At 65.0% G+C, this 11,234-nt stretch carries 12 protein-coding genes; 7 read left to right on the plus strand and 5 right to left on the minus strand.

Annotation, left to right across the window (positions count from 1 at the left end; all coding sequences use genetic code 11):
* Positions 1–14: 14 nt before the first annotated feature.
* Positions 15–1,511, minus strand: coding sequence for a M28 family peptidase (locus tag ACQY6T_RS10555; protein WP_428630742.1), 1,497 nt, complete (start codon positions 1,509–1,511; stop codon positions 15–17).
* Positions 1,512–1,582: 71 nt separating this feature from the next.
* On the minus strand, positions 1,583–2,392 hold the full coding sequence (locus tag ACQY6T_RS10560) for an HpcH/HpaI aldolase/citrate lyase family protein (RefSeq protein WP_428630743.1): 810 nt from the start codon (positions 2,390–2,392) through the stop codon (positions 1,583–1,585).
* 82 nt (positions 2,393–2,474) lie between these two features.
* Here ACQY6T_RS10560 and ACQY6T_RS10565 point away from each other — a divergent pair, with 82 nt between their 5' ends.
* Both ACQY6T_RS10565 and ACQY6T_RS10570 read left to right on the plus strand, forming a co-directional pair.
* Positions 2,475–3,398, plus strand: coding sequence for an SPFH domain-containing protein (locus ACQY6T_RS10565; protein ID WP_428630744.1), 924 nt, complete (start codon positions 2,475–2,477; stop codon positions 3,396–3,398).
* Position 3,399: 1 nt separating this feature from the next.
* A complete protein-coding gene (locus tag ACQY6T_RS10570) occupies positions 3,400–3,846 on the plus strand; it encodes an NfeD family protein (RefSeq protein WP_428630745.1) in 447 nt (148 codons plus the stop codon).
* Between the two features lie 427 nt (positions 3,847–4,273).
* On the opposite strand, the gene ACQY6T_RS10575 is transcribed toward ACQY6T_RS10570, so the two are convergent.
* The 3 genes from ACQY6T_RS10575 to ACQY6T_RS10585 form a co-directional block, all read right to left on the minus strand.
* Positions 4,274–4,828: a GNAT family N-acetyltransferase gene (locus tag ACQY6T_RS10575; RefSeq protein ID WP_428630746.1), complete on the minus strand. Its 555-nt coding sequence runs from the start codon at positions 4,826–4,828 to the stop codon at positions 4,274–4,276.
* A 32-nt stretch (positions 4,829–4,860) separates the two neighbouring features.
* Complete coding sequence (locus ACQY6T_RS10580) at positions 4,861–5,409, minus strand: hypothetical protein (RefSeq protein WP_428630747.1); 549 nt, start codon at positions 5,407–5,409, stop codon at positions 4,861–4,863.
* 82 nt (positions 5,410–5,491) lie between these two features.
* The gene (locus ACQY6T_RS10585; protein ID WP_428630748.1) at positions 5,492–6,382 is read right to left on the minus strand and encodes a metal-dependent hydrolase; all 891 of its coding nucleotides are present in this window, start codon (positions 6,380–6,382) and stop codon (positions 5,492–5,494) included.
* A 58-nt stretch (positions 6,383–6,440) separates the two neighbouring features.
* Here ACQY6T_RS10585 and ACQY6T_RS10590 point away from each other — a divergent pair, with 58 nt between their 5' ends.
* The 5 genes from ACQY6T_RS10590 (at position 6,441) to ACQY6T_RS10610 (ending at position 11,195) form a co-directional block, all read left to right on the plus strand.
* Entirely contained in the window at positions 6,441–7,049 is a 609-nt protein-coding gene (locus ACQY6T_RS10590) for a TetR/AcrR family transcriptional regulator (protein WP_428630749.1), read from the plus strand.
* 172 nt (positions 7,050–7,221) lie between these two features.
* Positions 7,222–8,271, plus strand: a complete 1,050-nt coding sequence (gene obgE, locus ACQY6T_RS10595; protein ID WP_428630750.1) for a GTPase ObgE — start codon at positions 7,222–7,224, stop codon at positions 8,269–8,271.
* 50 nt (positions 8,272–8,321) lie between these two features.
* Positions 8,322–9,128 (plus strand): MipA/OmpV family protein, encoded by an 807-nt coding sequence (locus ACQY6T_RS10600; protein WP_428630751.1) that lies wholly within the window; start codon positions 8,322–8,324, stop codon positions 9,126–9,128.
* Positions 9,129–9,174: 46 nt separating this feature from the next.
* Positions 9,175–10,278 (plus strand): glutamate 5-kinase, encoded by a 1,104-nt coding sequence (proB, locus tag ACQY6T_RS10605; protein WP_428630752.1) that lies wholly within the window; start codon positions 9,175–9,177, stop codon positions 10,276–10,278.
* The gene (locus ACQY6T_RS10610; protein WP_428630753.1) at positions 10,275–11,195 is read left to right on the plus strand and encodes an SDR family oxidoreductase; all 921 of its coding nucleotides are present in this window, start codon (positions 10,275–10,277) and stop codon (positions 11,193–11,195) included. Before proB ends, ACQY6T_RS10610 begins: the two co-directional genes overlap by 4 nt.
* Positions 11,196–11,234 lie beyond the last annotated feature (39 nt).

The raw sequence follows: 11,234 nt of genomic DNA on the forward strand, positions 1-11,234 counted from the left end.
AATGACGGCGAAAATTACTTTCCCGGCCAGGCCTTCACATCGGCAAACGCCCGCCCCAGCGCGACATGCAGATCGGCATCCTCCGCTGCGCCGCCGAGCGGGATCTTGTCGCTGAAATTGTCGTTCGGGCCGTGATAGTCGCTGCTCAGAAACGCCTGCAGCAACGGCATGTCCGAAAAACTGCCGCCGACCATCAGCGAGGTCACACCCTTGGCGCCCAGCGCCCAGCCGTCCTGCCGCTGGATGAAGGCATCGGCCTCGCCATCCTCGTCCAGCTTGCGGCCAAGCTTCGTCGCCGCGGCACGGACCACCGCGTCATAGTCGGGCTTGCCGCGGCCGATTGTCGCCACCGGCGTGCCGCGCGGCGAAATCGCGATCGTATCGACGTTAAGCGCGACGGTGATGTCGGACAGCGGCACCACCGGATGATCGGCGAAATAATGGGCGCCGAGCAGCCCCTTTTCCTCGGCCGTCGTTGCCATGAAATAAATGTCGCGGTCCGGACGCTCACCCGACGCCAGCCGCCTGGCGACCTCGATCAGCACCGCAATGCCGCTGGCGTTATCGACCGCGCCGTTGCAGATGCGATCGGCCTCGCCGTCCTTGCCGCAGATGCCCAGATGATCCCAATGGCCCAGGAACAGAACCGCCTTGCCATCGGGTTTCGCGCCCGGCAGCTTAGCGACGACATTGTTGCTGGCAAAGGGACGGAATGCCGATTGGGTGGCCAGATCGGCGGTCACGGGCAGCGCGAGCCCTTTGTAATCGGGCGACTTTGCCGCCTCGCGGACCGCGCCGCCGTCCTGTCCGGCCTTTTTCAGGAGCGCGTCGGCCGCTTCGAGCGACAGAAAGCCGGTCACCGGCGCGCCGGGCTTGGCATTGGCCAGTCGCACCACGGTGCCGCCGGCATTCTCGCGTAACTGCGCCCATGGCACCGCGTCGGTCGCGATCACCAGCACCGCGCTCGCCCCTGCATCGGCGAGCAGCTGGCGCCGCTCGCGATAGCGCGGCAGCTTGTCGCCGAACGGCGCATTGTCGAACAGCATGATCGCAAGCTTGCCGGTCACATCGGCATTCACCTTGCCAGCACCATCGACCCCGTAGCCGACGAAGATCGCCGGAACATCGCTGAGTGACACTGTCGCATCACGCCCGGTCAGGATGATACCATCGTCTTCCAGCGCGAAATCGCGGCCATGGACCTTGAACTTCGCGCCACCACCGACCGCCTTGCTCTCGACGAACGGTACCGGTTGCAACCACGGGGTTGTGCTGCCCGGCACGGCTTCGAGCCCGGCTTTGGCCCATTCACCGACGATGTAAGCGATGGTGCGGTCTTCGCCGTCAGTCCCCGGCGCGCGGCCCTCGAATGCATCGCCCGCCAGCACCTTCATGTGCGCAGCAAGCGCTGCCTCGGTGATCGGGGCGTCGGCGTCCTTCGCGTGAGCGGCAGGAACAGCCGCGACAGCGACCAGGGCGACAGCCGCAATTGCGGCGCGAAACTTTATCATTTGCATGGCCCTGCCGATGGCATGTCCGCTGCATGCGGGCAAGACGCGTTCGTCGAAAGACGAACGCAATACTATTTCCCCCGGCGCGCCAGCAACGCCCGCGCCGCCGCCACGTGCATATCTTCGATCATTCGCCCATCATGCCGCTGCGCCCCGCCGGTGGCAGCAGCGACCAATGCTTCCGCCGCGGCGATCTCGCGCGCCGATGGGGCAAAGGCGGCGTTGCACGGATCGACCTGCGACGGGTGGATCAGCGACTTGCCATCGAAACCCAGCCGCCGCCCCTCGGCCGCCTCGGCCGCAAAACCGGCGGCATCGTCGATCGCATTATAGACGCCGTCAAAACCCCAGACGCCCGCGGCGCGCGCCGCCAGCACGATCGCCTGGATCGCATAGCCCATCGCGCTGCGATCCATGCCATCCGGCAGCTGCAATTCATGCGCCAGGTCGTTCAGACCCGCGATCAGCCCGGCGACCGACGGGTCGGCAGCGATGTCGCGCGCGGCATAGATCGCCGTCGGGGTTTCAATCATTGCCAGCACCGGCGGGCCCAGTCCGCGTACCGGACCAATATCCGCAGGCGCATCGACCTTCGGCAGCACCACGGCGTCGAGCGTCAGATCGGCAAGCGCGTCGATATCCGCCGCCTGTTCAGTGGTCCCGGTCGCATTGATCCGTACCGCGATACGCTTGCCGGGAAAGCCCGCGGCCACCGCAGCGCGCATCGCCGTGCGCGCTTCGTCCTTGCGGTCCGCGGGCACCGCATCCTCCAGGTCGATGATCAGCATCTCGGCAGCCAGTCCCCGCGCCTTTTCGAGCGCGCGGGCGTTCGAGCCGGGGACATAGAGCAACGAGCGCGGAGCGAAACTGGCGTGGGTCATGCGCTTTTGTCTGGCGCAATGCGGGCATTCTCGCAATAAAGGAGTGAGGGCTGCACGGCCAGCATTGCTGAGGGGATTTTCGATGGACTATTGGTTTCCGATCGCATTGGTCGTGCTGGCGGCGGTGTTCCTGCTCTGGGCGCTGACTCCGGTTCGTCAGGGTTTCAGCTATACCATCGAGCGCTTCGGTCGCTACACCCACACCGCGCAGCCGGGGCTGAACTTCATCATGCCGATCTTCGATCGCGTCGGCCGCAAGGTCAACATGATGGAACAGGTGCTCGATATTCCGGGCCAGGAAATCATCACCAAGGACAATGCAATGGTCGCGGTCGATGGTGTGGTGTTCTTTCAGGTCCTCGACGCGCCGAAGGCGGCCTATGAAGTCAGCGACCTGTACCTCGCGATCATGAACCTGACGACGACAAACCTGCGTACCGTCATGGGTTCGATGGACCTCGACGAGACCTTGTCAAAGCGCGACCATATCAACGCGCGGTTGCTGATCGTCGTCGATGAAGCCACGACGCCATGGGGGGTCAAGATCACCCGTGTCGAGATCAAGGACATCCGCCCACCCGCCGACATTTCGAACGCTATGGCGCGCCAAATGAAGGCCGAGCGCGAAAAGCGCGCCAATATTCTGGAAGCCGAGGGCATGCGCGCCTCCGAAATCCTGCGCGCCGAGGGTGAGAAGCAGGGCCAGATCCTGCAAGCCGAAGGGCGCCGCGAAGCCGCCTTCCGTGACGCCGAAGCGCGCGAACGCGAAGCCGAGGCCGAGGCCAAGGCAACGCAGATGGTGTCTGACGCGATCGCCGGCGGCAATGCCCAGGCAATCAACTACTTCATCGCGCAGAAATATGTCGAGGCGATCAGCGGCTTTGCCACCAGCCCGAACAGCAAGACGATCCTGTTCCCGGTCGAGGCGACCCAGCTGATCGGCACCCTCGGCGGCATCGGCGAGCTCGCGAAAGACGCCTTTACCGACAAGAGCGGGGGCAGCTGATATGACCGAATGGCTGAACAGCATGGCGCCGCACTGGGCGTGGCTCACCGTCGGGGTGCTGCTATGCGCTGCCGAAATCGTCGCACCGGGTTTCTTTCTGGTCTGGTTGGGGGTCGCGGCGATCGCGACCGGTATCCTCGCCTTTGTCTTGCCGATCACCGTCCCGATGCAGCTCGGCATTTTTGCCGTGCTCGCCTTCATCGCGCTCTATGGCGCGCGCCGCTGGCTCAAGGCCAACCCTATCGTGTCGAGCGACCCGCTGCTCAACCAGCGCGGCGGCCGGTTGATCGGCGAAGTGCTGACGCTGGTGACCGCGATCGAAAATGGCCGCGGCCGCGCCAAGGTCGGCGACGGCGAATGGCCAGTGCGCGGGCCTGATGCTGCCGAAGGCACCAAGGTTCGCGTCGTCAGTGCCGATGGCGGTTTGCTGGTGGTCGAAGCGGCTTAAACCATCGGTGGCAGCGTTGCGGCGCGTCGGTCAGCGCGTTGATTTGCGACCGCCTCGCCGGCCGTTCTCCCGCGCCGATCGCCCTAGGAACTTTGACAACTTTCGACGGTTATCCTCCTGCTATTCCAAAGAATGCTTCAAGGAGTGTACCGTGTTGAAAGTCTTGTCCCTCGCCGCAACGACCGCCATTGTGTCCTTCTCGCTCGTGTCTCCCGCGCTGGCCTATGACCCTTGCCAACGTGCCACGAGAGACTTCAAGCAAGCAGACCGCGCTTATACAAATTATTGCGGCATAGTCCGCGGCCAGGCGCCATATGACGCTTATATCTGTGCGCGAGGCGGCGAGCGCGGTCGAGATTTGTACAACGACGTCCAGCTGGCTTACATGGTCATGACCCGGACCTGTCGTTACTAAGGTCCGACATCCTCAAGAATATGGTGTGGCGCGAAGCTTGGCACCGCGGCTCCGGCCATAGACATTCACCATTTCGGCCAGCGCGTCGCTTTGTCCGATCATGTTGAAGCCGAGCTTCGCCGCCACCCGTTCTGATCCTGCGTTGCCCGGTTCGATGATGCAGCGCACTTCCGCGGCTTTAAGATGTTCATCCGCCCAACTCAGCGCCGCCGCCATCGCTTCGGTCGCCAGACCGCTGCCCCAATGGTCGGCGTCGAACGCCCAGCCCGCCTCAGGCACCCCCTCCAGTTCGGGAATGCCGCGGCAGAAATAGCTGAGCCCGCCCTGCCCGATCAGCCGGTCGCTCGCTTTGTCGGCGAACACCCAATAACCAAATCCCATGACCGGCCAGAGCCCCGCCGAGCCTAGAAATTTGCCCCAGCTGACGTCGGGCGCTCGCGGCTCGCCGCCGATGAAGCGGGTAACGCGCTCGTCGGCCCACATCGCGATATGCACGTCCTTGTCTGACAGGCGGTGCGGCCGCAGGCGCAGGCGTTCGGTTTCGAGTATAGGAGGGGCCGTGAACATGACTTCGACATGCCGCAAGACGGCGGGACGCGTCAATCTGGGATCAGATAATGGTCGAACAGATCGTGCAGCACCGCTTTGCCATCGACCTGTCCCTTGGCGCGCATCACCGCGAGCGTGTCGACGCGCGTGAGCACATCCACATGCTTCAACACCACATGATAATGCGGCCGGTCGAAAAAATCGTGGAACAGGAAAATGCAGTCGGGTTTGCAGTGGATGATCGCCTGCAGCAGGCAAGCGACCCGGAAACGCCCGTCGATCAGCACCGCATCGGGGCTGCCGCTCATGCCGCGCCAGATTTGGGTGTGATAACGCGGCCAGTCCCGCAGGAGGGTCTCGTCGATCGGATAGCCCCATTCGCCGACCGGGCCGATGTCCGCGTGGAACGGGGTGAATTCAACCGGCTCGCCCGCGACATCGGCCTGCACCTTTGCCAGCCAGGCCGGATCGCTATCGACGCTGACGATCCGCCGCACCTGCCGCGACGCCACCAACGTGCTGCCGCCGCAACCGAATTCGAGCAGCGAGGACAAGCCCGCCAGTTGTAACTCCAACTGCGTGACTTCCGCCGCGGACATTTGTGGTTGCATGGTCCCCTCCACTGACAGGGAGATATGGGACACGATGCGCGGCGTCCAGTCCGACGCGCCGCAAACCGAATTAAGCGGCGACCGCGATCTTTTCACGCCCCGACGCGTGTGCCGGCATCACGGCGTCGGCATAATCGCTTTCATATTTCAGGATCAGCGCGCGGTCATCGTGGTTCCACGGATGAAAACCGGGCATGAAATAGCTGAGCCAGGGCAGAAAGCTTTTGCGCAGGACGCCGGGCGACCCGAGCAGATACCACCAGATGCGCGCCGTGACGCGCCAGCCGGTCAGGCCGTCCTGCTTCAGCAAATTTTTCATGCCCCGCACCCGCTTCGGCCAGAAACGCGACGTGACCAGGATCATCATGAGCGACTTGGCGCGCCAGCGTTTCCAGCGGCTCCAATCCTTGGTGGCGTGCAGCCAGGTGTCGTAAGCGACGCCCTTATGCTCGATTTCCTCGATCGCATGCCATTTCCACAACGCAGCCCATTCGGGCTCGGCGCCCGCATACATGCTCTCGTCGCGCAGCATCACCGCCGCCATCATCGCGGTATAATGTTCCAGCGCGATCGTCGCCATCAGGTTGACGATTTGCGGGCGCGCCTTGATCAGGTCGAGGACGTGGTTGACGTCGGCCTCGAGCTCACTGAGATCATAGCCCGCTTCCGCCGCCTTTTTGTTGAAGACGACATGTTCGCGGCTGTGAATCACTTCCTGCTGGGTGAAGGCGCGGATTTCGCGCGCCAGCTTGTCGGGTACGCCCTCGCGGTGCGCCTTGACCGCCTCGATGAACATCGCCTCACCGCGCGGAAAGGTGACCGACAAGGCGGTGTGAAAGGCCGAGGCGATCGGGTCACCATTCAGCCACCAGCGGCCCTGTTTGTCGTCGCGACCAAAGCGCATGTCGCGCGGCGTGATCGACAAATCGGCGGGGGTCGGGGAGAGGGAAAGGCTGGACATATGGATCATACCGTCGAAAAGGGGCGATGGGATGGAGCAATAGGGTTTACTTACACAAATGTCAATAGTGAAAAGGCGCCTGAGTCCCGAGGAAAGCCGGTCGGCGGCGCTCGAGGCAGCGCGCCATATCCTGATCGAAATGGGTCCTGCGGCGGTGACGCTGAAAGCGGTCGCGGGCCGCATCGACCGCACCCACGCCAATTTGCTTCATCATTTCGGTAGCGCGGCTGGGCTGCAAAAAGCGCTCGCTGCTTATCAAGCCGAAACGGTGTGCGCGACGATTGGCAGGAAAATGGCCGAATCGCCGCCCGGCGAACGCAATGTGCGCGAAATCGTCGACCTCGCCTTCGACGCCTTTAACGAGGGCGGCGCAGGGGCGCTCGCGACCTGGATGGTCGCGACGGGCAATGACGACGCGCTCGACCCGATCGTCGAGGCGATCCATAAGCTAATCGACGGCATGTCGCCCGATGCGCATGAAAAGCGGCTGATGCACGAGGATACGCTGGCGTTGGTCCTGATGGCGCTCGGCGACGCGCAGCTGGGCGGCCAGATGGCCGAGGCGCTCGACCTGCCGCGCGACACGTCGCGGGTGCTCGCGACCGAACTGATCACCGGGCGCATCGCCAAATTCTGGGCCGAGCATGGCGGGAAGCCCGCCGCCTAAGCCGCTAGCAATTATATTGCGCCGCCGCTAAAGGCACCCATTCCCTCCTCCGTTCGTATCGAGCGAAGTCGAGATGTCCCTCGGCTTGGCGCCGCGCTGCGGGGTGTCTCGACTTCGCTCGACATCAGCGGTTTTTGGGATGTAGGTTTCGATTCCGCTCCAAAGGCTTCCCATGCATTTCCTCGACCAAGCCAAGATTTACATCAAGTCCGGTGACGGCGGCCCCGGTGCCGTGAGCTTCCGGCGCGAAAAATATGTTGAATATGGCGGCCCCGACGGCGGCAACGGCGGCAAGGGCGGCGACATCATCTTTGAAGCCGTCGCCGGTCTCAACACGCTGATCGACTTTCGCTATACCCAGCATTTCAAGGCCAAGCGCGGTACCCCCGGCGCGGGGCGCGATCGCACCGGCGCGGGCGGCCCCGATCTGGTCATCCAGGTGCCGATCGGCACCCAGGTTCTCGACGACGATGAAGACCGCAGCCTGCTCGCCGATCTGGCCAAGGAGGGCGAGACGCTCGTTTTCCTGCGCGGCGGCGATGGCGGCCGTGGCAATGCATCGTACAAGACCAGCACCAACCGCGCCCCGCGCCAACATGGCCCCGGCTGGCCGGGCGAAGAAAAATGGGTGTGGCTACGGCTCAAGCTGCTCGCCGACGCGGGCCTCGTCGGGTTGCCAAACGCGGGCAAATCGACCTTCATCAACGGCGTCACCAACGCGCAGGCCAAGGTCGGCGCCTATGCCTTTACCACCCTGCGCCCGCAGCTCGGCGTCGTCAGCCACAAGGGGAATGAGTTTGTTGTCGCCGACATCCCCGGCCTGATCGAAGGCGCCGCCGACGGCGCCGGGGTCGGCGACCGATTCCTGGGCCATATCGAACGGTGCCGCGTCCTGCTCCATCTGGTCGACGCCAACGACGAAGATGTCGCCACCAGCTACCGCATCGTCCGCGACGAGCTCGAAGCCTATGGCGCCGATCTGGTCGATAAGCCGGTGATCGTTGCGCTGAACAAGATCGACACGCTCGACGATGAGCTTGTCGCGGCGCTGTCAGCCGAGCTTGCCGAAGCAAGCGGGCATCCGGTGATGGCGCTGTCGGGCGCCAGCGGCTCGGGGGTCCCCGCGATCCTCGACAAGCTGCTCGAAATCATCGGCCCCGAAAAACGCCCGGTCGTGCGCAATGACGATGGCGAAGAAACGACCGACTGGTCACCCGTTTAGGAACGAATGGGTTCGGAAAGCCTTGTAGCATAAACATAAAGGAATTCCGGATGTTTGCTCACCCTCGTGCTATCAAGTTTCTGCTCTGCGTTTCGCCCATTCTTGGCGTCGTTTCGCTTCCGGCCCATGCGCAGGACGCGACCAGCGGCACCGAAAAACGCACCCGCATCATCCTCGGGCCGCAGCTATCGCCGTCATGGCCGGGATCGAAAGATCTGTCGTTCGGCCCCTATATCGACGTCTCGCGCGAGCGCGTTGGAACCGAATTCACCTTCGAGGCCGCTGACGAAAGCTTTGGCGGACCGCTCATTCAGTCGGGCAACTTTGCTTTCGGACCGTCGCTGGGATTCATCGGCAAACGCACCGCCGCCGACATCGGCGCTGATGTGCCCAAAGTGGGCTTCTCGTTCGAAGCCGGGGGCTTCGCTCAGGTGTCGCTGACCCCGGCGCTGCGCGTCCGCGTCGAAGGCCGCAAGGCGCTGAGCGGCCACAAGGGCTGGGTCGGCGAAGTCAGTGCCGACTATATCGCCCGCGACGGCGACGACTGGCTGTTTTCGATCGGCCCGCGCGTCACGCTGGGCGATACCAAATACACCAACGCCTATTTCGGCGTCACCCCCGCGGCGGCCGCGACCTCTGGCCTCGCCGCCTATGATCCGGACGGCGGGATCCAGTCGGTCGGCGTCACCGCAGGCTATCACCGGATGCTCGGGCGGAATTGGGGCGTTGCTGTCTATGGCCGCTACGACCGGCTGGTCGGCGACGCAGCGGACTCGCCGTTGACGCGCCAATTCGGCAGCCGCAGCCAGCCGTCGGCCGGCGTCGCGCTCAGCTACACCTTCGGCGGCTCTCGCTGACGTAATAGCATTGGCGCGGGCGGCGCCGCGCGCTATCGGCGGCGTCATGTTGTTCGCTCCCTCTTCTTGCCCCAGACTGATCATCAAGATCGGGTCGGCGCTCCTTGTCGATCCCGACGGTACAGTGCGCCGCGACTGGTTGACCGGGATCGCCGCCGACATCGCGGAGCGGACCCGCGCGGGCCAGCAGGTCGCTGTCGTCTCTTCGGGCGCCATCGCGCTTGGTGCGCGGCGGCTGGGGCTGGCCAAGGGCGGCCGCGGAACATTGGAAGACGCGCAGGCCGCCGCCGCGACGGGGCAGATCGCGCTCTCGCAGGTCTGGGCCGAGGTGCTCGGCGCCGAAGGACTGACCGCCGCGCAGATACTCGTCACCCTCGACGATCTGGAGGACCGGCGGCGTTATCTGAATGCTGCTGCGACGCTCGACCGGCTACTCAGCCTGAGCGTCGTGCCGATCATCAACGAAAATGACAGCGTCGCGACCGAGGAAATCCGCTTCGGCGACAACGACCGGCTGGCGGCGCGCGTCGCGCAGGCGGCGGGCGCAGGCGGGGTCGTGCTGCTGTCCGACATCGATGGCCTTTACGACAAGAACCCGGCGCTGCCCGGCGCCAACCATATCGCACGGGTCGAACGCATCGACGCGGCGATCGAGGCGATGGCCGACACCGGATCGGCTTCGGGCATGGGATCGGGCGGCATGGTGTCGAAAATCGCCGCCGCACGCATCGCCAACGCCGCGGGTGCCCATCTGGCTATCGCCTCGGGACGGATCGACCGCCCGCTGTCGACCGCAGCGCGGCACACCCTGTTTGTTGCCGAAAAAGGCGCGAGCGCGCGCAAGGCGTGGCTTGCGGGTGGCCTGACCGCCAAGGGACGGCTGACGATCGATGCCGGAGCGGCACGGGCGCTGCGCAGTGGTGCCAGCCTGCTCGCCGCCGGGGTCCAAACCGCATCGGGCAGCTTCGCCCGCGGCGACGTGCTCGACGTTGCCGGTCCCGACGGTGTCGTCATCGCGCGCGGACTCTCCGAATATCCCGCAACCGATGCCGCCGCGATTGTCGGCCTCGGCCGCGACGCGCAGGAAGCCGCGCTCGGCTATGCGCCGCGCAGCGCGATGGTTCACCGCGACCATATGGTGCTGCTGTGACCCAACCGGTTTTGGCGATGACGGGCGCGACCGGTTTCGTCGGCGGCGCGACACTGCGCCTTGCAGTCGAGCAGGGCTGGCAGGTCCGCGCCCTCACCCGCCGCCCGCAGCCCGAACAAGCAGGCGTCACCTGGATCGCGGGCGCGCTCGACAACGCCGACAGTCTTGCCGAAATGACGCGGGGCAGCGACGTCGTGTTGCACATTGCCGGGGTGGTCAACGTCCCCACCCGCGCTGCGTTCGAGGCCGGCAATGCTACCGCAACCGGCCGTGTCATCGTTGCCGCACGCGGCGCCGGGGTGACGCGTTTCATTCATGTGTCGTCGCTGGCGGCGCGCGAGCCCGGCCTTTCCAACTATGGCTGGTCGAAAGAACGCGCCGAAGCCATCGTGCAGGACAGCGGGCTCGATTGGACGATCGTCCGCCCCCCCGCGGTGTTCGGCCCCGGCGATACCGAGATGCTCGACCTGTTCCGCATGGCGCGGCGCGGCATCGCGCTGTTGCCGCCCACGGGCCGCATGTCGGCAATCTATGTCGATGACCTTGCGCGCTTGCTGCTCGCACTGGCCGCCGATCGCACGGCCAGCCTTGGCGCGATTTACGAACCCGACGACGGCCGGACGGACGGCTGGTCACACCGCAGCTTTGCCCGCGCAATCGGACGCGCGGTGGGACGCAGCCATGTCGCGACGCTCGCGATCCCACGGACGGTGCTCAAAGCGGGTGGGCGGATCGACAAACTGGTCCGCCGCAGCCGCGCCAAGCTGACCCCCGACCGCGCCCGCTATATCGCCCACCCCGACTGGGTCGCGACCGCTGGGGCGCACCCGCCGGCGGCGCTGTGGCGCCCCGAGCGCAATACCGACGACGCCCTCGTCGAAACCGTGCACTGGTACCGCCGCGAAGGCTGGCTCTGACGTCGCCGATAGGACTGGGTTGCCCGCCCGTCGAAGCGT

The organism is Sphingopyxis sp. (assembly GCF_965279725.1).
GTDB lineage: Bacteria > Pseudomonadota > Alphaproteobacteria > Sphingomonadales > Sphingomonadaceae > Sphingopyxis.